A 24962-nucleotide genomic window follows, 5' to 3' on the forward strand; every position below is an offset into this window, starting at 1 on the left:
ACTCAGGCCGCCGCGGCGGCCTTGACGGCGTGGGACACCTGCGCGCGCAGCTCGGCGAACTCCTGTGAGCCGCGCAGCTCCTCGGCGTCGACGTCGCCGCGCGGCAGGGTGATCGGCAGATCCAGGGCCACGGTCCCGGGACTCCGGGTCAGCACCACGATGCGGGAGCCGAGGAACACCGCCTCGTCCGCCGAGTGCGTCACGAACACCGCGGTCCGCCCGGTCCGTTCGGTCATCCGGCGGACGTCCTCCTGGAGCCGCTCCCGGGTCAGCGCGTCCAGCGCCGCGAACGGCTCGTCCAGCAGGAGCAGCGGGTTCTCGGCGGCGAGTGCCCGGGCGATGGCGACGCGCTGCTGCTGGCCGCCCGAGATCTCCCAGACGCGCCGCCGCTCGGTGCCCTCCAGGCCGACCCGGGCCAGCAGCTCCGCGCGCCGCTCGGGCCAACGGGCGCGCTCCACGCCCGCGTACCGCAGCGCCAGGTCGATGTTGCCGCGTACGGTCCGCCAGGGGAACAGCCGCGGTGTCTGGAAGACCACGCCGGCCGCTTCCCCGGGCCGCGGCTCGGCGCCGGAGACCCGTACCGAGCCGTGCGTGGGCCGTTCGAAACCGGCGATCAGCCGCAGCAGCGTGCTCTTGCCGCAGCCGGAGGCACCCACCAGGACGAGGAACTCCCCGGCCGGCACGGTCAGATCGACCGGCCCTACGGCGGTGAAGGTCTCGCCGCCCCGGCCGTACCGGTGGGTGACGTGGTCGAGCCGGACCGACCCGGCCCGCGAGGTGTCCGCCGAGGTCGCTGCCTCGGTCGTCTCACTTGAGGACATCGGGCAGCCCCTTGAGGTAGAAGGCCTTGCGGACGACGTCCTCGGACGGCGCGGCGGGGATCTGCTGCTGGTCGGCCAGGAACGCCCCGGTGTCGGTGACGTAGCCGAGCAACTTGCCGGGGCTGCCGTCCGTGCCCAGCCAGTCGGCGGAGACCACCTGCTCGGGAGTGAGGAACACGCCCTGGGACAGCTGTGCCTCGGCGTCCTTCTCGGGGATGCCGAGTTCGGCGGCGACCGCCTTGACCGTGCCGGCCGGGTCGGACTTGATCAGGCGCAGCGCCTCGGCCTCCGCCTTGCGCCAGGCGTCGATCGCCTTGGGGTCCCTGGCGATCAGGTCGTCCGACACGACGGCCAGGTCCAGCGTGGGCTTGCCCGCCGCCCCGATCTCCTTGCTGCTGGTGAGCTGGGTGCCGGTGGCGCGCAGTTCGTCCAGGGTGGGCAGCCAGACGTAGGCGGCGTCGATGTCCCCGCGTTGCCAGGCGGCGAGGATGGGCTGCGGCTGCAGGTCGATGAGTTCGACGTCCGACGGCTTGAGGCCGGCCGACTCCAGCGCCGCCAGCAGGCTGTAGTGGGAGGTGGAGGCGAAGGGCGTGGCTATCTTCCTGCCCTTGAGCCCGGCGATCTCGGTGATGCCGGTGGCCTTGCGCGCCACCAGTGCCTCGTTCTCGCCCGCGACGTCGAGGATCCACGCGACCTTGTACGGAATGGGTGAACTGCCCGACACGCCACGGGCGAAGGGGCTGGAGCCGAGTGCGGCGATGTCGAGGGACTTGCCGATGAAGGCCTGGTTGACCCCGGCACCGGAGTCGAACTTGATCCAGGTGATCTCGTGGTCCGGCAGCGCCTTCTCCAGCAGCTTTCTGTGCTTCACGATCAGGTCCCCGCTGGGAAAGGCGAAGTAGCCGACGCGCAGCCGTTTCGAGCCGCCGGACGCGGACGCCTCACTGCCGGAGGAGCAGCCGGTGACGGCCGCGGACACCGCGGCGAGGGCCCCGGCGAGGAGGAGGCGGCGGGACGGGCCGTGCGAGGCAGGGGACATGGAGGAGCCGTTTCTGTGCGGAGGAGCGGGAAGGGAGAGGCAGGCAGGCGGATCAGGCGCGGCCGCGCCAGGGAACGGCGACGCGTTCGAGCCGGAGCAGCAGGCCGTCGATGATCAGGCCCGAGACGCCGATGGCGATGATGCCGACGAGCACCACGGGGGTGTTGTTGTAGTTGGCGGCGTCCTTGACCATGCCGCCGATCCCGGGCAGACCGTTGACCAACTCGGCGGCGACCAGGGAGGAGTAGGCCACACCCACGGCGAGCCGGACTCCGGTGAGGGTCTCCGGCAGGGCGGAGGGGACGACGACGTCCCTGACCACGTCCCAGCGGGACGCGCCGAGCGCCCGGGCGGCCTCGATCAGCTGCTTCGGCACGGCGGCGACGGCCGTGGTCGTGGACACCGCGACGGGTGGGAAGGCGGCCACGGCCAGCAGCGTCACCTTCGGCTCCTCGTTGATGCCCAGCCAGATGATGAGCAGGGAGAAGTACGCGAGCGGCGGCAGGGTGCGCAGGAACGTGATCCAGGGCTCGAACAGCGAGCGCACCCAGCCGACGGTGCCCATCAGCAGCCCGAAGACCACGCCGGCGACGACGCCGATGCCGGCCCCGAGCCCGATACGCCGCAGGCTGATGCCCAGGTGCTCGACGAGCGTGGTGCCGTTGTAGCCCCGGATGCCGTCGTGGGTGGTGGAGACGTCGACGAACGCGTCCCACACCCTGGCCGGCGGAGGGACGAGCGTCTCGCTCCACGTCCCGCTCGCCGCGAGCAGCTGCCACAGCAGGAGGAAGAGCAGGAGCGAGCCCGACGGCAGCGCGACAGGGCGCACACGCAGCCACACGCTCCGCGCGGGCGCGGCGGGTTCGGGTGGCGCGTCGGCCGGGTCGGCGGGTTTCAGGAGTGCGGGAGTCGTGGACACGGGGGTCCTCCAGGGGTGCCGGGGACATGCGCGGCCGACCCCGCGCGGGCGGGGGTGGCGGCGGTCCGGGGCAGGGTCGGGCCGAACGAAGGGGAGCGGGCGCGCGTCTCAGCGACGGAGCGTGGGAACGGCCCCGGTGCGGGTGGCGTCACCGCACGGCAAGGGCGTCACCGAAGCGGGTTCAGCGACAACACGAGCCCGGGCGTCGGCACAGGTCGATGACCAGGCGTCGCACCAAGGACTCGGAATTCATGAGGCATATTTCTACCGCAGACGCGGCCCGGCACCAACAGGCGTCCACTTCCTGGAACACACCGTGCGGCGCACGCCGCTCGCCGCCGCGCACAGGGGATCTGCCGGGCGAGGAGTGAAAACGCCGTACCGGGGTAATCGCTCGCAGCTGGAAGGAGGGGCCGCGACACCTGGGGAGGTCGAAGCGGCCCTTCCCTTCCGGTGACCGTGCGGGAGCCGCCCCTGCCCGAGCGGACGGCCGCCGTCACCACCCACACCGGCCCGCGCGCCACCGACCGGCCCGATCGGTGGCGCACGCTCGTGGCCTACTTGCTCCGCAGCTCTCCCAGCGGGTGAGGGGCCTCCTCCAGCTCCGTGGCCGCCGCCTTCCAGCCGGTGTCGTCCAGCTGGAGGGCGTCGCGCAGGTAGGCCGTGGTCAGTCGCTGGAGCAGGGCGACGCGTTCGGGACTCTCGTCGGTGGTCTCGGCGACCTCGTAGCCGGGGATGCCGCCCAGTGAGTGCTCCGCGCCGAACAGGGTGAGCAGGGTCTTGCTGCCCGGGCTGTGGGTGTAGGGGTCGGTGAACCAGTCGGGTCCGCGCGTGGACAGGTGGGACCGGTCGCTGTCCCCGGCGACGATCAGGGCCGGTGTGGTCATGGTGTCGAAGGAGGGCCTCATGAAGGGGAAGTGTTCGGCGGCGAAGGGTGTCAGGTCGTCGCCGAGACCGGTCAGGGCGAGCAGGACACCGGCCTTGACGCGGGCGTCGGACAGGTCCTCGCCGGGAACGCCGTCGGGTCCGAGGACCCGTGCGCCCAGCAGCGTGCTCGCCGTCTGGGCTCCCCAGGAGTGGCCGGCCACGGCGACGCGGTCGCGGTCGAGGCGTCCGGCGAGGCCCGGCACGGCGGCTTCCAGCACGTCGAGTCCGTCCAGCACGCGCTTGAGGTCCTCGATGCGGATGCGCCAGATGTGCGGGGTGCGCGGGTCGTCGGCGGGCAGGGCGAGTGTCCGGGAGTCGAGGTGGGTGGGCTGGACGACGACGAAGCCGTGGGCGGCCCAGAAGTCGGTGAGCGGGGCGTAGCCGTCCATCGACCAGCCGAAGCCGTGCGAGAAGACGAGGACGGGCAGATCGCCGCCGGTCGCGGGGGCGGACACGCGTACGCGCAGGTCCTCGCCCCGCCCCGGGGCGGGCAGGACCACGGGCTTGGCGGACAGCACCGTGACGGGCGCGTCCGCGGTCCACGGGGTGTGCGCGGGGTTGGCTTCGGGCATGGAGGGGCCTTCTCTCGGCTCTGGAGTGCTGCTGATGGGCGGGCCACGTCGGCTCGCGGGCGGACGGGCGCCTGGTCGGCCGCTTCCGGGTCTGTCATCATGAATGAAGCGGAACGTTGTTCCACTTACGATACGGAACATCGTTCCGTTTTTCAACGGCACGGAAGGAAACAGCGGTGAACGACAGCGACGAGCGCACGGGAGCCCCGGCGAAGCCCCGGCGCAAGGACGCCCGGCGCAACCAGCAGAACCTGCTGGACGCGGCCGCCGCGGTCTTCGCCGCCTCGGGCGTCGAGGCGCCGGTGCGCGACATCGCGGCCCAGGCGGGCGTCGGGACGGGCACGATCTACCGTCACTTCCCCACCCGGTCCGACCTCGTCATCGCCGTCTACCGGCATCAGGTCGACGCCTGCGCCGAGGCCGGTCCCGCTCTGCTGGAGACCGGTCCCACTCCGTACGCCGCCCTTCAGCGGTGGGTCGACCTCTTCGTCGACTTCCTGGTCACCAAGCACGGTCTGGCCGCGGCGATGCAGGGGGACAGCGCCGGCTTCGAGACGCTGCACGCCTACTTCCTCGATCGCCTCCTGCCGGTGTGCGGCCGGCTCCTCGACGCCGCTGTGGCCTCCGGCGAGATCCGTCCGGGCCTCGACGCCTACCAACTGATGCGTGGCATCGGGAACTTGTGCATCGGCGCCGACAGCGACGCCCGTTACGACGCGCGCCGGCTCGTCGGGCTCCTCGTCGCGGGTCTGCGCCGGACGGAATGAGTCAGGAGTGGCCGGGTCGGCCCTGCGGCTCTCAGGCCGTGCGGCTCTCAGGCCGTGCGGCAGAGCGCCGCCGGGCCGACCGCCGTCGGAACCCGGACGGGAGGCGGGCAGGGCGTGGCTGCGCGGCCGCGGCCGGTGGCCTCGGTCCGCGTCTGCTGCCGTGCGAAGACGACCAGGCGCAGCACGGCGAACCGCGCGACACCGGCCAGCGCGGAGGCGGACAGGTAGACGGCCTGTTCGAGCGCCGCGCCGGGCGACGGTGCGAGGTGGTGCAGAGCGAGCATCGCCGCGCAGGTCACCGCGTAGGCGGCGACCGCCGACCCGGCCGACTGCGTGTGCTGGCGCCAGGTCGCGTGCCGGCCCGCGCCGAAGGTGAAACGGGCGTGCAGCTCGGTGGCGAGGAGCGTGGACGCCGTGGTGACCAGCGCGTTGGCCACGATCCAGGGCACCCAGGAGGCGAGGGCCACCACGGCGAAGCTGGAGGCGAGTCCCACTGCGCCGCCGCAGAGCACGAAGCGGGCGAAGGTGGCGAGAGCGCCGGGCCCTGTCCGCTGTCCCTGTGCTGTCTCCATGATCCCCCCGATCGCCCACGCTGTTTCGTCAAGCGGAAACGCTACGTTGCGTTCGCTGATCTGGCAACTCATTTATTGCACTGGTGATGCGTAGATGCAGCTCAGTGCGGCTAAATCGTTGCAACCGGTCCCCGTAATGCAACTGCCTTAGTGTCGGCGCATTGCAATGAAGAGGCGTGAAGGCAATGGGGTGCTCACGACGGGCCTGTCACGCGTGGGACAGGGCGAACGAGACCAGGAAGCCGCTGACGGTCACCAGCCCGATCGCCAGGTGAGCCTCCTGGAACGCCTCGGGAATCATCGTGTCGGCGATCATCGCCAGAATCGCGCCCGCGGCCACGGCCGTCACCGCCGCGATCACCGCCGTGGAGAAGCCTCCGACCACGGCGTAACCCAGGACGGCGGAGACCGCGCTCGCCGCGGCGATCGCACCCCAGACGCCGAAGACGTAGCCCTTGCCGCGACCGGCCTTCCGCATGCCGGCCGAACTGGACAGCCCCTCGGGGATGTTGCTGATGAACACCGCCGCCACCGTGACCGCGCTGACGGCACCCCCTTGGAGCAGCCCGACCCCGATGACCGCGGATTCGGGAACACCGTCGAGCAACGCGCCCAGCGCCAGGGCCAGGCCCGATCCCTTGTCCTGCTCCTCGGAGGGCTGCGCCTGGTCGGGGTGGTGCCCGGAGCGTTTGCGATGCCGGGCGCCGCGGCGGGCCAGCCACAGATTGCCGGCCGTGTAGGCCAGGGCCCCGGCCAGCGTTCCGAGGGCCGCGGGGACGAGCCCGGCCTCCTCGTAGGCCTCGCCGACCAGCTCGAACGAGACGGCCGACAGCAGCACGCCGGCTCCGAAGGCCATCACCAGGGCGATGACCTTCTGCGGGACGCGCAGCCGGTAGCCGAGCACCGCTCCCAGCAGCAGGGCGGAGCCGGCCACGATTCCCCATCCGCCGGCTTGGATCACTTCAGGCATGCTGCCTCGTCTACCCCCGCACGACGCCGTTCCACCCGCTTGGGCCTGCTTGTGGTGGGCCCGGACTGTGGGGGCCCGTTCCGGGGAGCGGCTCGGCGGAGTTGAACGTCGAGCGAACACTGGCGGGACAGCAGTGACGGACTGTTCGGACAGACGTACGGTGACCCCACCATCGGAGCTCTGGGAGTGGCGGGGGACCACCAGTGGAGTGGCTGAGTCTTGAGAACGTCATCGCCATCGGCACGTCCGTCCTCGGTCTCCTCGTGCCCATCGCGATGTTCCTCTACGACCGCCGGGTGCCGCGCCGCAAGCTGATCGGCTACCGCGTGCAGATGGACAGCCCCATCGGCGACGGGTCGTTCAACCCCCGTCTCGGCGATTTCGACGTACCGAACATGGCGGACGCGTCGCTGGTGCTGCTGCGCATCGAGAACGACGGTTCGCAGAGCGTCGCGGACAACGACTACACCTCCTCCGAAGTCCACGGCCTGACCGCCGAGTTCACGGGCCGCACGGTCCAGGCCGTCTCGGTCACCCAGCCGTCCGGCATCGAGCACCTGAACAGTCACTTCACCAACGCCAACGGCTTCGAGCACGTCGGCAGCACGGTGACCATCCCGCGCGTGCCGCTCAATCCGGGCGACCACTTCAAGCTGCTGGTGCTGCTGTCCGGCGGTCCGGCCGAAGGGGAGGTCAAGCTGATCGGCGGCCTCCGGGACGGCCGGGTCCACCGCAACAGCGCTCCCAAGCCGGACGAGAAGCAGCGCACGTTCAGCCTGCCGGCGCGGCTGCTCAGTGGTGCGCTGGCCCTCGCGGTGCTCGCCCTCGCCGGCATCATCGTGCTGCGCGTCGGCAATCCGATCGAGTGCGAGCAGGGCGAGTTGACCCTGACGGGCTCGACGGCGTTCGAACCGGTCGTCCGCACGATCGCCGCGCAGTACGCGGATAAGTGCCAGGGCGCCGACATCTCCGTCGAGGCGCGCGGCAGCGAGGACGGGGTGTCCCAGCTCGCGGAGCTGGGGGAGCGGTCGCCGAGCGCCGCCCGGTCCGTGATCGCCTTCTCGGACGGGCCGATGGGGGAGCGCTGGGACCTGACGGGCACCGAGGTCGCACTGTCCTTCTTCACCCTGGTCGTCCACAAGGACGTCGACCTCGGCCCGCGCGGGCTGTCCCCACAGCAGGTACGGGACATCTACGCGGGCGAGTACCGGCGCTGGGGTGAGGTCGTGCCCGGCCGGAAGGAGCTCGCCGACCTGCCGATCGTCCTGGTCAGCCGGGGGGACGAGTCCGGGACGCGGCAGATCTTCCAGGACCGGGTGCTCAAGGGGTGGGAGCGGGCGCCGAGCACGTCCCTGGACTGCGGCCCGGCCGCGGCGGCCGGCGACACCGTCACCCGCTGCGAACTCGGCTCGACCCGGGCCGTGCTGGACAAAGTGGAGGAGCAGCCCGGCGCCATCGGCTACAGCGAAGTCGGCCTCGCCGTCGAGCGCGGCGCCGGGCTGAACAGGGTGCCCCTGGACGGCGACTGGCCGAACCCGGAACAGATCGACCTGGGCGCCGGCCCCTACCCGTACAAGGACGTCGAGTACGCCTACACCTACGGCCCCGCCCCGGCCGGCTCCCTCGCCGCAAGCTTCCTGGCCTACCTGGACGAGTCCACCAGCCAGAAAACCATCAGATCCAAGGGCCACCTCCCCTGCCTACGGGAACCGGAACAGTGCCGGTGACGGCACGCGCCCGCCAGGTTCATCGATCGCGGACCGAGGCCCCGTACGCATCGCTCTGCCGCAGCACGGCCGTCTTCCCCGGAGGTTCCGGCCAGGACTGGACGAGGTACCACTCGCTGACCTCGTCGGGTGCGAGATCGACGGCACTGTCCCGGCCCCGGGCATGGATCCGCAACCGGTAGTCCCCCGGGCCGAGGAACGACAGGACCGGGAGTTCTTCGTCGAGGTCGTCCATGATGCCGCTGACCTTGAGCTCCCCGGAGACGGAACGTGCCGAGATCTCGACGATCTCCTGCCAGTCAGCGCTGTCCGGTTCGGGCCGCGTGCTGTGCAGGGTGACCGTGACGCCGACGTCGCCGGTGTGGATGCCGGTCAGTACCGTGATGGCGTCGACAGCGACCGACACCAGCCCGTTGTGCTTCTGGTCCAGGGCAGTGGCGGCCGGAGCGTCCTCGTCCTTGATGTCGAACTGGTGGTACTGCACGGGCACGAGGGCCTGGGCCCGTTCGATCGGGTCGTTCATCTCGACCTCACATCCGGCGGGCATGAGCCTTCCGGGGTCACCGGACGGAGCACCGTCAGGGACTTCTCGTGTCGGATCCTCATGGCGAAGGGGAATCTGTCCAGTTCCAGGCAGAGGGCGACGTCGTCGGGGTGGGTGCCTTCTCGTGTGCCGTTGGTGAGTTCCGCCGCGGCGCGGGACGTTCTCGCGCGGTGGAGGTAGGGGGCCGGCGTGACGTCGGTTCCGGACATGCGGTGGCTGATGTACTCGGCGCAGGCCAGGTCCTCCTCCGCGCGTCCGTCCTCCCCGGTGACGACGAACGTCACCGGGCCCGGGCCATGGGCCCGCAGGAACCGTGCGGTCGGGCCCGCCACGACGAAGCTCGCGCACAGCACCAGGGGCGCGTCGGCGACGGCCAGGGCGCCGACGGTCCCTGCCGTCGTCTTCTGCACCAGCGTGCGACCGGTGAAGTCACGCGACCGCAGCCGCCCGGGGGAGTTGACCGCGTCGAAGCCCGCCGCCGGAGGACCGTCCTTCAGCGCCAGCCAGCCCGGCCGGCTCTCCTTGAGGGCGAGTGCCTCGTCCACCGTCGACGCCAGCACGATCCGCTCGGCGCCCCGGGCGAACGCCCATGCGGCCACGGTGAAGGCCCGCATGACGTCGATGACGACCGCGACACGGGGAACGCCGGTCACCTCCGGTATGCCGACGAAGTGATGAGTCGTCGTCTTCCTCGTCTTCATCGCCTCCATCGCCCCATCGTCTTCATCGCCTCCATTGCCCCCGTCGCCTTCGTTGCCTCGATGGACCCGGTCAGCACGGGCTGCGCCATACCCCCAGCTCCGGCTTCTTCAGCATCGACGAAAGGCCCAGCCGCCGGGACTGGGCGCAGAAGCCGCTGCGCCGTTGCGTGTACTCCACGTGGAACACCGCCTTGCCCGCCTCGACGAACGGGGAGAGCGCGTCGCACTCGTCGTACTGGGCGCACTCCTCGTTGACCGCGAAGTCGAAGTGGGACACGAGCTGGGGGATCTGGGGGAGGTCGTTCTTCAGTCCGACGGACAGGCCCCGCTCGTGGGCGATGGCCGCGATCATGCGGTTGTACGCGAGCTGGTCGCCCGCGCTCAGCGGAAAGCCCGTGTCGTTGCCGTAGCCCTCCATCAGATCGGGCTCCACCGCGTCGAAGCCCTTGTCGCGGCACATGTCGAAGCGGCGTTCCATGATCGGGCGCAGGACGTCCCGCTGCCGGATGTCCAGCCAGCGTTCGCCCTTCCAGCCGTTGGGCTCGCCCAGCACCGAGCGCGGGAAGGCGCCCCGGTCCGGCCGGAAGTCCTCCCACGCGCCGACGTTGACGTAGCAGATGACCTTCCGGCCCGCGCGGTGCAGCCGGGTCACGTCCGCCGCGGAGTTCTCGAAGCCGTCGATGTCGTAGACGGGCACATCGGCCGACGGATCCACCCTGCCGTCGAGTTGCCACTGCCAGGCGAGGCCCGGACGGGGCTTCCACCGCGGCTCGGCGGTGCCGGAGCCGCCGTCCGAGCAGCCCGTCAGCACCGCTGCCGCCAGCCCGGTCAGCAGGGCCGCGCCGGCCAGGACCCGCCTTCTCATCGCTCCGCCCCGGTGAGGGCCGGCGTCAACCGGGCCCAGGGGTTGGGCGGTTCGCCCGTCACCGGCCCGCAGACCGCCGCTCCGCGCTCGTGCGCCGTACGCACGGCGAGCGGAACGAGCGCGTCGGGCACGCCGTAGACCAGGTGGCACAGCCGCTCGGGCGGATGGCGTGCCGTCCACGCCGGGCGGCTGAACGCGGAGACGTACGTCGACCAGTGCCCCTCGAAGGTGACGGTCAGGTCGGCGAGGCGGGCGTACCCCGGCGCCGGATGGACCCCGGGGTTGAGGACGACCGTCCCGGCACCCAGCCGGCGCACCGTCCGCACCAGCCGGCGACAGGCCGCGAGCCCGTCCGGCGTCGCCGTCACCCGGTCCAGGAAGCAGCCGTCCGCCGCGTACCACTCCCGGTGACGGCGTACGTCCTCGGTGATCTCCGCTAGGTCGCGCACCCCGTAGTCGGTGTCGACGTAGCCCAGCAGCCGCGCCCCCGCGGCCCGCAGCGCACCGGCCGCGGCCGTGAACCCCGGGTCGGGGACCTCGCCCGGGCCGCTCGCCGGGTTCAGGACGACTCCGTAGGTGCGGTCGGCCGCGGTGATCAGCCGGTGCCAGGCACCCGGGTCCTCGGCCGGGTGGACGTACAGCGGAATCAGCAGACTCACGGGGTGCGGCCGCCTTCCCACAGGGCGAGCAGCGCCTCACCGAGGCTGTGGGCCGGGCGCCAGCCCAGTGCCTCCTCGGCGGCGCCGATGTCGGAACACTGCCACGACACCAGCGCCGACCGGGCCGAACCCGCCGTGGTCTCCTCGATCCGGCCCCGGAAACCGGCGAGGTGGGCGAGGGTGCGCACCAGGTCGCGCACCGGCACCGCCCGGCCCCCGCCGATGTTGAGGACCGGCGGCAGCGGGCCGGGGGCCGTGGCCGCGAGCAGGGCGGCCCGTGCCACGTCGCGTACGTCGACGAAGTCGCGGTGGGCGGACAGGTCGCCGAGCCGCAGCACCGCCTCCGGGTCGGACCCGGCCTCGCGCAGCAGCGCGGCGATCCGGCCGGGCAGCCCGGTGGGCGGCGCTCCGGCACCCACCGGGTTGCCCACCCGCAGGACCACCGCGTCCAGGCCCGAGGTGGTCACCGTGACCGTGCCCGCGAGTTTGGTCGCACCGTAGGGGCCGACCGGGCGGGTGGCCGCCGCCTCCGTGACCGGCGCGTCGGGGATGCCTGGGCCGTACTCGGCGGCCGAGCCCAGGTGCACAAGGCGGGCGGCGGGGGCCGCCGCCCGCAACGCGGCGCACAGGACGGCCGGACCGCGGGTGTTGACCTCGGCGAGGGTGACGGCGTCGCCGCCGGTCGCGCCCGCACAGTTGATCACCGTGTCGGGCGCGGCCGGCGCGAGGGTCTTCGCCAGCTGCTCCGGGCCGACCCGGGCGAGGTCGACGTCGAGGTCGGCGGCCGGCGACCGGCCGCCGGTGAGGACCAGCGTGCCGGGCAGGGCACGCAGCCGCTCGGCGACGTGGGCGCCCAGATAGCCGGTGGAGCCCAGGACGAGAATGCGCATGGCGTGCTCAGGCTCCCTTGAGCAGAAGCGACTTGCGGGTGGTGAACTCGGCGTTGGCCTGGTCGTAGTCGTCCGGGCGGCCGATGTCCAGCCAGTAGCCGTCGAACTCGTAGGCGTGCGGCTGGTTGGAGGACTTCAGCAGGTCGAGGACCAACTCGTCGAAGCCGAGCGGGAGTCCGGGCGTGTACCCCTCCAGCGTGGAGCGCGACAGACCGTACACGCCCATCGAGACGCGGTAGTCCATGCTCGGCTTCTCGGTGAACGCCACGACCTTGCTGGCGTCGGTGGTCAGCACCCCGAAGTCGATGTGCACCTTGCGGGCGTACGTGGCGATGGTCAGCGGAGCGCCGGAGTCCCGGTGGCGCCGCAGGACGTCGGCGTAGTCGAGGTCGGTCAGGACGTCGCCGTTCATCACCAGGAAGGTCTCGGGCAGCCGGTCGCGCAGGGTCAGCAGCGGGCCCATGGTGCCGAGCGGGCTCTCCTCGGTCGCGTAGTCGACGGACAGGCCCCACTGGGAGCCGTCGCCGACGTAGGCGCGGATGATCTCGCCGAGGTGGCCGATCGCGATGGTGCAGCTGGTGAAGCCGGCGGTGGAGAGCTGGCGCAGCACGATCTCCAGGATCGCGTGCTGGTCGCCGATGGGGACGAGCGGCTTGGGCAGCGCCGTGGTGTACGGCCGCAGCCGGACGCCCTTGCCTCCCGCCAGGATCACTGCGTGCATGGGGCTCCTCCTTCGTGAACGTGCGCTGACGTGCCGGACAGGGTCAGATGTTGTAGATGCCGGTCTTGTAGCGGGCGAGGTTGGCCGGGTCGCGGAAGAACGCCACGGTGTGGGCGAGGCCCTCCTCCAGGGTGTGCGCGGGCTGCCAGCCGGTCGCGGCGGCGAGCCGGCTCGCGTCGGCGACCAGGCGCATGACCTCGGAGTTGGCAGGCCGGATGCGCGCCTCGTCCTCACGCACGTCGAGCGGCGTGTCCATCACCTTGCCGATCAGCGCGACCAGGTCGCCCACGGAGATCTCCCCGCCGGTACCGGCGTTGAAGGTCCGGCCCACGACCTGCTCGGCCGGCGCGGTGCCGACGGCGAGGAACGCCTGGGCGGTGTCCTTGACGAAGGTGAAGTCCCGGGTGGGGCGCAGGTCCCCGAGCGTGATGGTGCGCTGCCCCGCCGCGACCTGCCCGATGACGGTGGGGATGACCGCGCGCATCGACTGGCGCGGCCCGAAGGTGTTGAAGGGCCGCAGGGTGACGACCGGGGTGTCGAAGCTGGCGTGGTAGCTGTCGGCCAGCCGGTCCCCGCCGGCCTTCGAAGCGGCGTACGGCGACTGGGTGTTGATGGGGTGGTCCTCGGTGATGGGCACGGTCTGCGCGGTGCCGTAGGTCTCACTGGTGGAGGTGTGCACCAGCCGGGGCGTGCCGAGGGCGCGGACGGCTTCCAGCACGTTGAGGGTGCCGGTGACGTTGGTGTCCACGTAGCTGTGCGGGGCCTGGTACGAGTAGGGGATCGCGATCAGGGCGGCCAGGTGGTAGGCGGTGTCGGCGCCGTCGAGGAGGCCGCGCAAGGAGCCCGGGTCCCGGACGTCGCCGAGGACGATCTCCACGTGGTCCAGCACGTCCGGGGCCAGGGTCTCCAGCCAGCCGTACGACGAGAAGGAGTTGTACTGGGCCATGGCGCGGACGCGGTGCCCGGAGGCGACCAGGGCCTCGGTGAGGTGCGAGCCGATGAAGCCTTCGGCTCCGGTGACGGCGGCGAGCGGTGCGGAGGTCAACAGGGGTGTCCCTTCGTAGGGTTGGGAACGTCGGGGATCAGGCGTGCGGGGCGGGCCGGCCGAGTAGCCACAGGGCGCACGCCGCCAGGCACAGGGCGGCGGCGCCGCAGCCGAGCGGCAGGGCCAGGCCGGTGCCCGGGGGCAGGCGGAACAGCACGACCGCGCCGGCTCCGGCGGCCGCCGCCAGGCAGATCAGGGCCGACGGCCAGGCCGCCCCGAACGCCTGGAGCAGCAGCGCGGTCCACAGGACGGCCGCGAGGAGCAGCAGGGCGACCGGGTCGGCGCCGGTGAGCCAGGCCGCGGGCAGCAGCGGTGCGAGGTAGCCGAGCAGACAGAGGCCGAGGATGCCGGCCGAGCGCAGCAGGAACGACAAGGGCGTTGCGGTGACCCGCAGCGCGGCGACCGACAGCCCGCGGTAGCGGTACAGCAGCCATTCCGCGGGCCCCATGCTGAGGGTCAGCACGATGACGGCGTACGGTTCCTCGCGCCCTTCCAGCAGCACCAGCACCGCGGCGGCCAGTCCGAACAGACCGTAGGGCAGGGACCACAGCAGACGCGGCCGGGTGGCACCGGCGACGGCGGGAACGGCGAGGGCGCCCCGCAGGACCAGGCCGGTGACGGTGAGCGTGGCGAGCAATGCCAGCAGGGGCAGCCCGGCGCGGAGCGCGGGACCGGGTTCCCACCACGGCAGGACGGCGGCGCCGGCGAGCAGCGGACTGAGCGCGGCCAGCAGCAGCCGTTCCCTGCCCAGCACCAACAACACACCGGCGGCGGCCAGATAGGCCGACTGCGCGGCCGCCACCAGGGTCACCGGTCCGCCGCCCGCGGGCAGCGCGGCGACCGCCGTGGCCACCGCCGCCCCCACGGGCGCGCCGGCCAGGAGGGTACGGCCCGCCTCCCGGCGCCCGGCCGCCAGCCGCAGATGGGCCCGGTGACCGAGGGCCTGCCCCCACGCCCAGGAGACGACTCCGGCCACGACGAGGGCGGGGGCGTACCCGCCGGCGTCCCACAGGGGCGCGGTCAGCAGGTAGGCGAGCCCGGGCAGGGCGAACAGCACGCCCCGCAGCAGACAGCGCACGGTGTCGGGGCGCCAGGGGTCGGCTGGCGGGGCGGGTTCGGGGAAGGTGCGCGGCACGCGGTCGTACAGCGCGGAGGCGAGCGAGAACAGGTTCGGGTGACCGTAGCGTTCGTTGATCACCGAGGCGGACAGTCCCTCCGCCTCCAGCAGCGCCGCCACCTCGTAGGGGTGGACGGCCGGGCCGATGCGGTCGGCGAGTTCGGCGGCGAGTTCGCTGACCGCCGCCTCGTCGGGTCCGCGCCGGGGGAGCCGGATGGCGAGCGTGGTGTCGTCCAGGGCCCAGCGTGGCCGGCGGCGCGGCGGGCGGGTGGCGGCCAGCCGGATGGCCAGCGTGTCCTGTTCGGAACCCCCGGGTTCGAGGGATATCGGCCCGCTCACAGGGCGAGGCTCTCGGCGCCGTCGACGGCCGGGGCCGCCATCGTGACCCTGGGCGGCATGACCGTCGGCTCCCTCTTCGGATCGGCCAGTTCCAGATAGACGGAGCGAAAGGTGTCGATGGTCTGGCGCAGGGTGAACTGCTCGATGACCCGCAGCCGGGCCGCCTCGCCCATGGCCCTGCGCCGGCCCGGATCGCCGAGCAGTTCCAGCGCGGCGCCGGCCATGGCCTGCGGATCGCGCGGCGGCACCACGAGCCCGGTGTCGCCGACGGCCTCGCGCACCCCGCCCACGTCGGTGGAGACGGTGGCCCGGCCGCAGGACATGGCCTCGATCAGGGTGAAGGGGAAGCCCTCGCTGATGCTGGAGAGCATCACGACGTTGCCGGCGGCGTAGGCGTCCTTGATGTCGTCGACGCGCCCTTCGAAGGTGACCGCGTCCGAGTGCCCGAGCTCGGCGGCCAGGGCCTCGCAGCGTTCCCGGTAGGCCTCTCCGCCCCGCGGTGTCCCGCCGAACAACCGCAGTCGCGCCTGCGGGAGCCGGGCGCGGACCAGGGCGAAGGCGCGGATGAGGGTCTCCAGGTCCTTGATGGGGTCGACGCGGCCCGCCCAGCTGAGCGTGGGCGTGTCCGGTTCGGGTCCGGCCGCGGGGAACGCGGCGGGGTCGACGCCGTTGTAGACCGTGCGGATCGACTCCGGGGCGGCGCCGCCCTCCTCCTCCCACAGCCGGTTGTAGCGGTTGCCCGGGGTGATCAGGGCGGCCCGGCGGTAGCTCTCCCGCGCGAGCAGCCGGAAGAACCCGAGGATCACGGCCTTCACCGGCCAGCGGTAGGGCGCGGTGCGGTAGCCGAGGTAGCGCTCGCGCAGGTAGACCCCGTGCTCGGTCAGCAGCAGCGGCACGCCGTGGTTCTCGAGGGCGGCGAGGCCCGGCAGCACGGCGACCCCGCCGCTGACCGCGTGCGCGACCCCGCTCTCGGGCGCCGGGGCGGCCAGCGGACGCAGGGCGTGCTCCAGCAGGGCGGTCACGGTCAGGGCGTCGTGCAGGGTCGGCCGTGCCTCGCGGACGGCGAGGCCGGGGCGGTTCCACAGCGCGGTGAGGATCGCGACGGCCCGGTCCCCGCGCAGAAAAGGGCTCAGCGTCCCGTCCGCGGCCGCCCGGGCCAGCGCGTACAGGGCGGGCGCGAAGCCGTCCTCGGCGCGCGGGTCGAGCAGGGCGGTCAGGAACCGCTCGTAGGCGGCGGCGAGTTGGTTGCGGGCCCGGCCCCGGGGCGGGCGGCCCTCGGGCGGGGCGCCCCACATCGGGACGGACAGCACGCCGGTGACGTGCGCCGGCAGGTCCCAGACGACCGGTTCACGCCCGGTGCCGGTGACGGCGATGACGTCGAAGGCGAGGTCGGGCATGCCCTGGACGAGCTGGTCGCACCAGACGCTCACGCCGCCGTGGCTGTGCGGGTAGGTGCCTTCGGTGAGCAGGGTGACGCGCGTCGCTGCGGTGCGTCGCGCGCCGTGGGGAACGGGCATCGTTGTGCTCCACGGCTGAGGTGTGGGGTGGTTCGGGCCGGTCCCGGCCGCCACGGGGCGGCCGGGACGTTCGGTCGGAAGGAGGCGCGTGGGCGCCGCTCAGCCGTCTGCGGTGTGGCCCACCGGGTCGGTGACGCCCGCGGGGATGCGGGTCCGCGGTGCGGGGCGGGTGGCGGGTGCGGGTGCCGCGGTGTCGTCGGCGGCCGGGGCCGGGGTGGACGCCGGCAGCGTGAGCGTCAGCGGCGTGCCCGTGCCGGGCGTCCAGCCGGACACCGCTCCCGCGTATGCCTCGCCGAACGCGGCGCCGGCCAGGGTGGTGCCGGTGGGCAGGGTGGCGGTGACCGCCAGTCCGTCCGGCGCCTCGACGGTGACCGTGCCGCCGACGCGGTAGGCGGTGACCTCACCGGCGCGCAGCGCGGTCTGCCAGGCCGCCCGGCGCCGCAGTTCGGCGCCGATGTCGCGCATCCTCGGGTTCACCAGGGGCGTGTTGTCCGCGAAGAGGGCCGCGTAGCCGTCCAGGACGCCGTCGAGGACGGGGTAGGCGATGCGGTCCTCGGCCAGGTTCGACTGGTGGATGAAGTGCGGCTTGGGGTCGTTGGCCAGGACGTGTCCGAGGGCGATCCGCGTCTCCAGCGGCACGATGTGGTCCGCGTAGCCGGTGGCGGTGTCCAGGGGCGCCGGCAGACACGTGGTGGTCTCGGGGTTGTCCTCGCAGATGCCGCTGCCTCCCTGGGCGCGGCTGGTGTAGATCCAGTTGTACTCGTCGACCTGCTCGGCGGCCCGCCCGGCGTTGTAGAAGACGTTCATCGGGTAGCGGGGGACGGTCGTGGCGGGGCCGACGCGGCGCTGGTCGGGTTCACGGGAGTTGTCGGAGCCGAGCCAGGCGATGTCGTTGTCGTCGAGGGCGAGCGCCAGGTTGGGGTTGTCCTCGGGCTGCTGCGGCAGCACCTTCATGCCCGAGTGCTCACCGGTGACCAACTCGTCGTCCAGCAGCGGCAGTCCGGCGCTCCGGCCCCAGACGCGGTTGGTGGCGATCTCGTCGGAGATCTCGTTGCGGCTCGTCCACTTGGTGCTGCCGTCGGGGTTGGTCGCGCACTTCCACGGCACCACCGTGGTGTCCTGCACGCAGCCGAGGAAGGGGTGCGAGTAGGTGTGGTTGATCCAGCGGAACTCGCCCCGGCGCGCGATCAGCCGGTCGGCGAGGGCGTCGGTGCCGTTGTTGTCCTCGCGGTGGTCGACGCTGCCGGCGCCGTTGTAGGCGAAGTCGAGGGTGAAGCCCTTCCCGGTCTGCCACTGGACGGCGTGGTCGACGTCGGCGGGCGTCATCCGGATCGGGTCGGGTGTGGCGTCGGGGTCCGTGCAGTCGACGTCGCCCGGCGTGCAGTTGAGCGTGCTGTTCCACCGGTCGTCGGCGGCGAAGACGTCGTCGACGTGGACGGAGAAGTAGTTCCGCGCGGCGCCCAGGTGGACACCGTCGGTTATCCATTCCACGATGCCGCGGGCCAGGAGGCGGAACTGCTGCTGGTACTGGTTGTAGACGAAGGTGACGACCAGCTCGCGCCGCCCGTCGTGCCGGTACTCGCCCACCAGCGTGCCCTTGCCCGGCTGCCCGGGGATCGCCGCCTCGACGTACGGGGTGAAGTCGGCCCCCGCGACGGGCTTCGACAGGTAGGCGTAACTCTCGCCGACGGCCGGGTCGTTGTCCTCGAAGGGCACCGCCCCGTCGAGATAGCCGAAGGGCCCCGCCTTGCCCGCGGCGGTCACCTCCGCCCGCCTGCCGTCGAGGCTGCCGGAATAGCCGCCGTGGACCGGGTACTGCAGACCGGCTTCGGGACGCGCGTAGGTGTACGCGTCGACCTGGGGGACGTCATACGTCCGCTCGTACGCCGTGAGTGCCGCCATCTCGGCGGAACCGGCCGGGAACGGGTTGTCGTTGGGCAGCACGACGGCCTGGAACCGGGCGCGCGGCCGGCCGTCGACGGTGTCCGCGAGGAAGTCGGCGTCGATCACGGTCCGGCCCGGCTGCGTGAGGTCGATCCGGGTGTACGGCGTGCCGGCCGCGGCCAGTTCGGCGGCTATCGCGTCGGTGGACGGGCCGCCGTCGCTCACCACCAGCACCCGCAGGTCGATGCGGGGCGTGGGGTCGGCGTGTGCCGCTCCGGCCGGCAGGCCCAGTGCGGCGATGAGCGCGCCCACCGTGATCACGGTGGTGCGTAAGGTCCGCTTCATGCGGTGAAGTCCCCTCCCGGGCAGGGGCGAGCACGGCTCCCGTGGAGCGGACGCACCCCCTTGCGTGCCGCCGGCGTCCCCCTCAGAAGCCGGTTCGTCACGCATCCGTTCGCGTCACATAGTGAGGTCTCTGTGGAGATTTCGCGGTCATGTTGCGCAACATGACGAAAAAGCGCAGGTGTCGAAGCGGGTGGTTCCGGAAGCGAAACCGGTCGTTCGCGGTCACCGGGGGAGAGGGTTCCAAAGCCCGCGCCGGGCCTGCGGCGCTGGTCCGGGTCCTGTACGCCGCACCGGCGGGCCCACGGGGCCCGCCGGTCGTCCTGCCAGTGGTCCAGACCGGACCGTATACCTGGCCAGGGCATCTTTCAGGTCACGGCCGTGGTCTCCCCGGGGGCGTCAGGGGCAGAGCACGCGCGTCACGGGCGTGTAGACCGGGCCGCCGCTGACGTTCGTCGAGTCGCTGAACTCGGCGTAGAAGTACGAGTAGAAGCCGATGTTGCCGTTGCAGCCGGAGTCCGCGGCGATGTCCAGCTTCAGGGTCACCGTGCGGCTCTGCCCGGGCGGGATGGTGGTGCCGTAGTTGGCGCCGAGGTTGGCCGGGCCGGTCCCGGAACAGGGCGCGGCGCCGCTCGCGGTGGCCAGGCTGCACCCGGAGAAGGTGTACTTCAGGTCGGGGCGCTGCGTGGTCAGCCACGTCGGCTCGATCGTCTGGTAGACGAACCAGACGTCGTAGGTGTTGTTGTTCTTCAGGGTCATCGACAGGTTGACCGTGCCGCCGGGCGTGGTGGTGGCGCTGTCCGTGGCGAAGGTCAGCTCGGCCGGTGCCGGGTCGGCCGCGCTCGCGCCGGGGGCCAGGCCGAACACGGCGAGGAAGAGCGCGAGGACGGCTCCGAGACCGAAACGTCTCATCAGGGGTGATCGCATGGCCAGGGAGGCTAGGCAGGGCCCGGCCGCGGCGTCTGCCCCGCGGAACGGGCCCCGCCCACCGCCCGGCCGGAAGTGTTCACGGCGTGAAGCCGGTGTGACGGAGATGTGGAGCCCGGATCGGGGCGGACATCGGCCCAGGTGGCGCGCGTGGCGCGGGCGCGGTGCGGTGGGCCGGACATCGGCGGCTCCCGCGGGCAGGCGCGGAGACGACATTGGCGCGTTACGGATCAGCCGGGGCTCCCCGCCGGGGTGCCGGAGGACCCGGCGGACCCCGGCGGGGCGGTGTCACCTCATCGCGTTGACCGGCCCGCGTCAGACGTTGCAGCGGGTCTCGATGGTCTCCTCACCCGTGATGTTCCCGCCGTAGATCCAGCCGTACGGCGCCGCGCCTCCGGTGCTGACGTAGTACCAGAGGTTGCCGGCCGAGTTCCTGTAGTAGCACCAGCCGCCGAGCCGTTGCCCCACGAGGAGCTTCGGGTAGATGTCGTCGCAGGCGCTGCTCGGACCGGTCCTGAGGTAGATGGACTTCGAGACGGTGGCACCCCCGTAGCCGTTCGTCGTGGGCTCCACCCCGCAGGCCTGGGCGCCGGCGGGAGCGTTCGACGGCGTCCAGTCCGGTGCCTGGTCCGCGGCGCTCGCGCCGGCCCCGGCGGGCGCCGCGTGGGTGGGCGCCGCGTGGGTGGGCGCGGCCACCGCGCCGAGCGCGAGCAGGCCGCCGAGGGTGGCAGCGGCGAGGGAATGACGTACACGCATGGTGAGCTCCTTGTCCGTGTGTCGGTTGCGGCACGTCCGGGGACGTGCCGCTCACGCTGCCGGGGCGGGTGTCGGCAAACCTTCGGAAAAGCTTGAATCCGCCTGGAACACCAGGTCGTCGGCGCTCAGAGTGTGGCGTGGAGACCACCGGGTGTCGCAGGGGGTGTGATGGTCACGCGCTTCGGGGTCCTGGGCACCGTCGAGGTGTGGCGCGACGGGGTCCCGGTCGACGTGGGGCACGCGATGCAGCGGCGCGTGCTGGCGGCGCTGCTCGTCGACGCGGGCCGGGCGGTGCCGGCCGACGCGCTGATGGACCGGGTGTGGGGGGACACCGAACCGGCGTACGACCGGCGGAAGCTGTACGGCTATGTCTCCCGGCTGCGGCAGGCTCTGGCGGCCGGCGGCACGGTCATCGCCCGGGAGCGGGGCGGCGGTTACCGGCTGGAGGCCGAGCCCGCCGCCGTGGACGTGCATCGCTTCCGCCACCTGTCGGGCCGGGCCCGGCAGGCGACCGCCGACGCGGAGGCGGAAGCGCTGTGGCGGGAGGCGCTGGCGCTGTGGCGGGGCGCCGCCTTCGCCGGGGCGGACACCCCGTGGTTCAGCGCCCAGCGCGACCTCCTGGACGGCGAGCGGCTGGCCGCGCAGCTGGAACTGGGCGACGTCGGGCTGCGCCTGGGGCGGCACGAGGCGATGGTGAGCGAACTGACCGCCCGGGCCGAGGCGTACCCCCTGGACGAACGCGTCATCGGGCAACTCGTCCTCGCCCTGTACCGGTGCGGCCGCCAGGCCGAGGCGCTCCGCGTGTACGAGCAGGCCCGGCGAAGTCTCGCCACCGAGCTGGGCGTCGACCCCGGCCCGCCGCTGCGGCAGCTGTTCGAACGGATCCTCGCCGGCGACCCGGACCCCGCCGCGCCCCGCGCCACCGCAGCGCCGACCGCGCCCCGCGCCACCGCAGCGCCGACCGCGCCCCGCGCCACTGCTGCGCCGACCGCGCCACCCGCCACGGCATCGCCCGCCACGGCATCGTCCGTCGCCGCATCGCCCGCCGCCGGGAAACCGGCCGGCCCGAGCGGCCCGGCGGCGAAGCCGGCGCAGACCCGCCAGCTCGTGCCCCGGCTCCTCCCGGCGGATCTGCCCGTCTTCGTCGGCCGGGAGGACGAGGTGGCGAAGGCCTGCCGGCTGCTCGGCGCGGAACAGCCCGGTCCGGTCACCCTGCTGGTCACCGGGCCCGCCGGAGTGGGCAAGACCGCCTTCGCCGTCCGCACGGGGCATCTGCTCGCCTCCCGCTTCCCGGACGGCCAGCTCCACGCGGACCTGCGCGGCTTCGACGACGAACCGGCCGAGCCGTTCACGGTCCTCGGCACCTTCCTCCGCGCGCTCGGCATCCCCGGCGGCGCCGTGCCGCCCGAGCTGACCGGCCGCGTCCACCTCTACCGCACCCTGCTGGCCGGGCGGCGGATGCTCGTCGTCCTGGACAACGCGGCCGGGGCCCGGCAGGTGAGCGACCTGCTGCCCAGCGGCGGGCGGTGTGCCACCGTCGTCACCAGCCGGACGACGATGGCGGAGCTGACCGGCCGCCGCCTCCCGCTGGACGTCCTGGACCCCGCGACCGGGCTCGACCTGCTGCGCGCGATGCTGGGCCGGGAGCGCACCGACGCGGAGTCGGGCCCGGCCCGCTCGATCGTGGACACCTGCGGCGGCCTCCCGCTGGCGGTGTGGGTCGCCGGCGCGCGGCTGGCCGCCCGGCCGCACTGGCCGCTGGCCAAGGTGGCGCGCGCCCTGGCCGACGAGCAGCGCAAGCTCGACGAGCTGGCCGTCGGCCACATCGCCGTGCGGGCCGGTCTCGAACTGACCTACCGGCAGATGACGCCGCGGACACGGCACGCGCTGCGGATGATCGCCCTGCTGCCCGGACCGCACTTCGCCGCCTGGGCCCTGGCCGCGCTGCTCGACACGAGCCTGTCCGAGGCCGAGGCCGTCCTCGACGACCTCGTCGAGGTGCACCTGGTACAGAGCGGCCCGGCGAACACCACCGGCATCCGCCACCACCTGCACGACCTGGTCCGGCTGTTCGCCCGGGAACGCCTGGAGCAGGACGTCCCGGAACGGGAGCGCGGGGCCGCGCTCTCCCGCCTGCTCGGGGCGAGCCTGCACCTCGCCGACCTCGCGGCGGAAGCCCTCAGCGTCGACTTCCAGGGCATCTCCCAGCGGGACCTGGCCTCCTGGCGGCCCGCCCCCGCCGAGACCGGCCAGCTGCTCGCCGATCCCCTGGCCTGGTTCAACGACGAACGCCGGTTCCTGATCGACGTGACCGAACAGGCGCTGGACGGAACGGAGAGCGTCGCCCCCGCCGCCGGGCTCGCCACCGCCCTCACCACCCTCTTCCAGGTCGGCAGCCACTTCGACGACTGGGAAAGGCTCCAGAACCGGGCGCTGAAAGCGGCCCTGAGCAGCGACGACCGGCACAGCGCCGCAAAGGTGCACCGCTGCCTCGGCGAACTCACCACGATCCTCGACCGCTACCCGGAGGCCCTGGACCACTTCGAACAGGCCCTGCGGCTCTCCGAGGGCCAGGGCCCGGTCTACCGGGCCGGTGCCACGGCCGGGCTCGCCTATGTGCACCGGCTGCTCGGCCGGTACGCCTCGGCCGCGCGCCACTTCGAGGAGGCCGCGGCCCTCGCCGAGTCGGCGGGCAACGTCAACTGTCTCGTCTACGCGACCAACGGCCTCGGCGTCATCGACCTGGAGCAGGGGCGGATCGAGGCCGCCGTCGAGCGGTTCACGACCTGTCTGCGGGTCAGCCGGGCGGCGGGCTACCGGCCGGGGGAGGCCCAGGCCCTGCGCTGCCTGGGCCAGAGCCATCGCGCGCTCGGCGCCCACTCCGCCGCCGCGGACGCCTACCGGCAGGCCGTCGCGATCAGCGAGGACCTCGGCGACCGGCTCAGCGCCACACACGCCACCTGCTGGCTCGGGGACGTGCTGGTACGGCAGGGCGAGCACCGGGAAGGCCGCCGACTGCTGGCCCGGAGCCTGTGGACCTACCGCGAGTTCGGCAACCTCTGGGGGGGAGGCGGCCACGCTGTACGCGCTGGCCGAGGCCAACCTCGCGGTGGGCCGTCCAGGACCGGCCCGCAAGCGCGCAGAGGCCGCCGTCGGGCTGTGGCGGCAGATCGGCTCCAGCCGATGGCTGGCTGTCGGCCTGGACACGCTGGCCACGGCCCACGACCTGACCGGCGACCACGAGGCGGCGGCGCGGGCCCGCGCGGAGGCCGAGAAGGCACGCGCGACTTGAGCGGCCGCCGGGGCGCCGGGGCCGAAGGTGCCCCGCCGGACACCCGCCCGGGGTACGCCTCTGCCCGCCCGGCGCACGCCGACCCGGGGCGCGCCCGCCCTGCACGTGCCCACGCGGTGCACGCCCGCCCGCCGCGCGCGCAACGGCCCCGGCGGCTCATAGGGCCGTTGTCTGCGCAACAGCCCCGGCGGATCACCGAGCCGTCGCCCCCAGGAAGACGACGGCGCCTGTGATCACGAGCAGGGCTGAGGCGAGCGTGTGCCGCCGGGCCGTGCGGAGCTTCTCCCGTACGAGCCAGGCGTGCGCGGTCGCCAGCAGCCACCGCAGATACGGGTCCGTACGCGCGATGTTGCGCCGGGCCGTGGCCAGACCGCGCTCCAGCGCGACCCGCTCCGCGGGCCCGGCGGTGGCCAGCCGGCGGCTGATCTCCATGGCGAGGTGACGGTGCCGCAGGAGGTCCTCGACGTCCGTGGCCAGCGCGCCGAAGTAGTAGCCGGGCGCCGCGTCGAACTGCTCCCGCAGCTCCCGCAGCGCGGGCGAGGTGAGGACGTCGGGCGTGGTCAGCGGCGGGACGAGCACCTCACTGGTCTGCCACACGGCCCAGGCGACACCGAGCAGCGCCACGACCAGCCCGCCCCCCGCCCAGGCCGCGTGCACCCAGTCGTCGATCTTCCCGACGGCGAGGAGCGGGCCGCCGCCGAGCAGCAGGGCGCCCACGGCACCGCTGGACGCGAGGGTCCACCGCGCGGCCTCCCGGCTGTCGGCGACTGAGTCCAGGGGCGAGGGCAGCGCCTCCAGCACCCCCGTGTCGGACGACCCGGCCGGTGGCACGGGGCTCACCGGTCCTCTCCGCGGAAGACCACGCCGAGCGGGCCCGGATCGTCGTCGGGCAGGTCCAGATACGGTGCCCAGCGCTCGCCGTCGAAGTACTCCAGCACACCGGACTCGTTGACCCGGACCGCGTTCGGCTTCGGGTGCTCTTCCTGCGCGTCTGACATGAACTCAGTATGCCCGGATGGCCCGTTGGCGCCTTTGCCCGCGGGGCACGG

The 24962-nt window shown here is 73.0% G+C and carries 23 protein-coding genes; 3 read left to right on the forward strand and 20 right to left on the reverse strand.

The features are described 5' to 3' along the window. Nucleotides 1-2: 2 nt before the first annotated feature. From CHR28_RS00845 to CHR28_RS00860, 4 genes are all read right to left on the reverse strand, one after another. A complete protein-coding gene (locus tag CHR28_RS00845; protein WP_094051435.1) occupies nt 3-821 on the reverse strand; it encodes an ABC transporter ATP-binding protein in 819 nt (272 codons plus the stop codon). Next, on the reverse strand, nt 808-1860 hold the full coding sequence (locus tag CHR28_RS00850; RefSeq protein WP_094051436.1) for a taurine ABC transporter substrate-binding protein: 1053 nt from the start codon (nt 1858-1860) through the stop codon (nt 808-810). Before CHR28_RS00850 ends, CHR28_RS00845 begins: the two co-directional genes overlap by 14 nt. 52 nt (nt 1861-1912) lie before the next feature. After that, entirely contained in the window at nt 1913-2779 is an 867-nt protein-coding gene (locus tag CHR28_RS00855; protein WP_373453310.1) for an ABC transporter permease, read from the reverse strand. 557 nt (nt 2780-3336) lie between these two features. Then, a complete protein-coding gene (locus CHR28_RS00860) occupies nt 3337-4278 on the reverse strand; it encodes an alpha/beta hydrolase family protein (RefSeq protein WP_094051437.1) in 942 nt (313 codons plus the stop codon). 176 nt (nt 4279-4454) lie between these two features. On the opposite strand from CHR28_RS00860, the gene CHR28_RS00865 reads away from it, so the two are divergent. Then, the gene (locus CHR28_RS00865; RefSeq protein WP_094051438.1) at nt 4455-5045 is read left to right on the forward strand and encodes a TetR/AcrR family transcriptional regulator; all 591 of its coding nucleotides are present in this window, start codon (nt 4455-4457) and stop codon (nt 5043-5045) included. A gap of 47 nt (nt 5046-5092) precedes the next feature. Here the strand turns inward: CHR28_RS00865 and CHR28_RS00870 are convergent, their stop codons facing one another. Further along, nucleotides 5093-5617 (reverse strand): GtrA family protein, encoded by a 525-nt coding sequence (locus tag CHR28_RS00870; RefSeq protein ID WP_107473103.1) that lies wholly within the window; start codon nt 5615-5617, stop codon nt 5093-5095. 208 nt (nt 5618-5825) lie between these two features. Then, nucleotides 5826-6587, reverse strand: coding sequence for a ZIP family metal transporter (locus CHR28_RS00875; RefSeq protein WP_094051439.1), 762 nt, complete (start codon nt 6585-6587; stop codon nt 5826-5828). 203 nt (nt 6588-6790) lie between these two features. On the opposite strand from CHR28_RS00875, the gene CHR28_RS00880 reads away from it, so the two are divergent. Beyond that, on the forward strand, nt 6791-8314 hold the full coding sequence (locus CHR28_RS00880; RefSeq protein ID WP_094051440.1) for a PstS family phosphate ABC transporter substrate-binding protein: 1524 nt from the start codon (nt 6791-6793) through the stop codon (nt 8312-8314). 19 nt (nt 8315-8333) lie between these two features. On the opposite strand, the gene CHR28_RS00885 is transcribed toward CHR28_RS00880, so the two are convergent. From CHR28_RS00885 to CHR28_RS00940, 12 genes are all read right to left on the reverse strand, one after another. Then, nucleotides 8334-8837: a hypothetical protein gene (locus CHR28_RS00885; protein ID WP_143655755.1), complete on the reverse strand. Its 504-nt coding sequence runs from the start codon at nt 8835-8837 to the stop codon at nt 8334-8336. Next, nucleotides 8834-9568, reverse strand: coding sequence for a 2-phosphosulfolactate phosphatase (locus CHR28_RS00890; RefSeq protein ID WP_256984049.1), 735 nt, complete (start codon nt 9566-9568; stop codon nt 8834-8836). Before CHR28_RS00890 ends, CHR28_RS00885 begins: the two co-directional genes overlap by 4 nt. Before the next feature lie 61 nt (nt 9569-9629). Continuing rightward, a complete protein-coding gene (locus CHR28_RS00895) occupies nt 9630-10424 on the reverse strand; it encodes an endo alpha-1,4 polygalactosaminidase (protein ID WP_094051442.1) in 795 nt (264 codons plus the stop codon). Beyond that, complete coding sequence (locus CHR28_RS00900; protein WP_094051443.1) at nt 10421-11083, reverse strand: spherulation-specific family 4 protein; 663 nt, start codon at nt 11081-11083, stop codon at nt 10421-10423. Before CHR28_RS00900 ends, CHR28_RS00895 begins: the two co-directional genes overlap by 4 nt. Beyond that, the gene (locus CHR28_RS00905; protein WP_094051444.1) at nt 11080-11973 is read right to left on the reverse strand and encodes an NAD-dependent epimerase/dehydratase family protein; all 894 of its coding nucleotides are present in this window, start codon (nt 11971-11973) and stop codon (nt 11080-11082) included. Before CHR28_RS00905 ends, CHR28_RS00900 begins: the two co-directional genes overlap by 4 nt. 7 nt (nt 11974-11980) lie before the next feature. Then, nucleotides 11981-12694, reverse strand: coding sequence for a nucleotidyltransferase family protein (locus CHR28_RS00910; protein ID WP_094051445.1), 714 nt, complete (start codon nt 12692-12694; stop codon nt 11981-11983). A gap of 43 nt (nt 12695-12737) precedes the next feature. Beyond that, complete coding sequence (locus tag CHR28_RS00915; protein WP_094051446.1) at nt 12738-13739, reverse strand: GDP-mannose 4,6-dehydratase; 1002 nt, start codon at nt 13737-13739, stop codon at nt 12738-12740. A 37-nt stretch (nt 13740-13776) separates the two neighbouring features. After that, the gene (locus CHR28_RS00920) at nt 13777-15195 is read right to left on the reverse strand and encodes a hypothetical protein (protein WP_094051447.1); all 1419 of its coding nucleotides are present in this window, start codon (nt 15193-15195) and stop codon (nt 13777-13779) included. Then, nucleotides 15192-16712 (reverse strand): GT4 family glycosyltransferase PelF, encoded by a 1521-nt coding sequence (pelF, locus tag CHR28_RS00925; RefSeq protein ID WP_094051448.1) that lies wholly within the window; start codon nt 16710-16712, stop codon nt 15192-15194. Before pelF ends, CHR28_RS00920 begins: the two co-directional genes overlap by 4 nt. Before the next feature lie 99 nt (nt 16713-16811). After that, on the reverse strand, nt 16812-18941 hold the full coding sequence (locus CHR28_RS00930) for a hypothetical protein (RefSeq protein ID WP_094051449.1): 2130 nt from the start codon (nt 18939-18941) through the stop codon (nt 16812-16814). 396 nt (nt 18942-19337) lie between these two features. Further along, entirely contained in the window at nt 19338-19850 is a 513-nt protein-coding gene (locus tag CHR28_RS00935; RefSeq protein ID WP_256984050.1) for a hypothetical protein, read from the reverse strand. Nucleotides 19851-20180: 330 nt separating this feature from the next. After that, complete coding sequence (locus CHR28_RS00940) at nt 20181-20621, reverse strand: hypothetical protein (protein WP_094051451.1); 441 nt, start codon at nt 20619-20621, stop codon at nt 20181-20183. A gap of 168 nt (nt 20622-20789) precedes the next feature. Here CHR28_RS00940 and CHR28_RS38695 point away from each other — a divergent pair, with 168 nt between their 5' ends. After that, nucleotides 20790-24146, forward strand: coding sequence for an AfsR/SARP family transcriptional regulator (locus CHR28_RS38695; RefSeq protein WP_306437554.1), 3357 nt, complete (start codon nt 20790-20792; stop codon nt 24144-24146). Here CHR28_RS38695 and CHR28_RS00950 read toward each other — a convergent pair. Together CHR28_RS00950 and CHR28_RS37630 are read right to left on the reverse strand one after the other, a co-directional pair. After that, a complete protein-coding gene (locus tag CHR28_RS00950) occupies nt 24106-24753 on the reverse strand; it encodes a hypothetical protein (protein WP_256984051.1) in 648 nt (215 codons plus the stop codon). The two genes, CHR28_RS38695 and CHR28_RS00950, sit on opposite strands and share 41 nt — an antisense overlap. Beyond that, the gene (locus tag CHR28_RS37630; RefSeq protein WP_179272272.1) at nt 24750-24911 is read right to left on the reverse strand and encodes a hypothetical protein; all 162 of its coding nucleotides are present in this window, start codon (nt 24909-24911) and stop codon (nt 24750-24752) included. The genes CHR28_RS00950 and CHR28_RS37630 overlap by 4 nt, the downstream gene beginning before the upstream one ends. Nucleotides 24912-24962: the final 51 nt, after the last annotated feature.

It is taken from the genome of Streptomyces sp. XY006, assembly GCF_002237655.1.
Classification (GTDB): domain Bacteria; phylum Actinomycetota; class Actinomycetes; order Streptomycetales; family Streptomycetaceae; genus Streptomyces; species Streptomyces levis.

Coding starts and splice junctions, on each gene's coding strand:
- pelF (WP_094051448.1), bottom strand. CDS start 16,712: ATGCCCGTTCCCCACGGCGCGCGACGCACCGCAGCGACGCGCGTCACC.
- CHR28_RS00930 (WP_094051449.1), bottom strand. CDS start 18,941: ATGAAGCGGACCTTACGCACCACCGTGATCACGGTGGGCGCGCTCATC.
- CHR28_RS00935 (WP_256984050.1), bottom strand. CDS start 19,850: ATGAGACGTTTCGGTCTCGGAGCCGTCCTCGCGCTCTTCCTCGCCGTG.
- CHR28_RS00845 (WP_094051435.1), bottom strand. CDS start 821: ATGTCCTCAAGTGAGACGACCGAGGCAGCGACCTCGGCGGACACCTCG.
- CHR28_RS38695 (WP_306437554.1), top strand. CDS start 20,790: ATGGTCACGCGCTTCGGGGTCCTGGGCACCGTCGAGGTGTGGCGCGAC.
- CHR28_RS00850 (WP_094051436.1), bottom strand. CDS start 1,860: ATGTCCCCTGCCTCGCACGGCCCGTCCCGCCGCCTCCTCCTCGCCGGG.
- CHR28_RS00895 (WP_094051442.1), bottom strand. CDS start 10,424: ATGAGAAGGCGGGTCCTGGCCGGCGCGGCCCTGCTGACCGGGCTGGCG.
- CHR28_RS00870 (WP_107473103.1), bottom strand. CDS start 5,617: ATGGAGACAGCACAGGGACAGCGGACAGGGCCCGGCGCTCTCGCCACC.
- CHR28_RS00940 (WP_094051451.1), bottom strand. CDS start 20,621: ATGCGTGTACGTCATTCCCTCGCCGCTGCCACCCTCGGCGGCCTGCTC.
- CHR28_RS37630 (WP_179272272.1), bottom strand. CDS start 24,911: ATGTCAGACGCGCAGGAAGAGCACCCGAAGCCGAACGCGGTCCGGGTC.
- CHR28_RS00890 (WP_256984049.1), bottom strand. CDS start 9,568: ATGGAGGCGATGAAGACGAGGAAGACGACGACTCATCACTTCGTCGGC.
- CHR28_RS00910 (WP_094051445.1), bottom strand. CDS start 12,694: ATGCACGCAGTGATCCTGGCGGGAGGCAAGGGCGTCCGGCTGCGGCCG.
- CHR28_RS00875 (WP_094051439.1), bottom strand. CDS start 6,587: ATGCCTGAAGTGATCCAAGCCGGCGGATGGGGAATCGTGGCCGGCTCC.
- CHR28_RS00885 (WP_143655755.1), bottom strand. CDS start 8,837: ATGAACGACCCGATCGAACGGGCCCAGGCCCTCGTGCCCGTGCAGTAC.
- CHR28_RS00860 (WP_094051437.1), bottom strand. CDS start 4,278: ATGCCCGAAGCCAACCCCGCGCACACCCCGTGGACCGCGGACGCGCCC.
- CHR28_RS00905 (WP_094051444.1), bottom strand. CDS start 11,973: ATGCGCATTCTCGTCCTGGGCTCCACCGGCTATCTGGGCGCCCACGTC.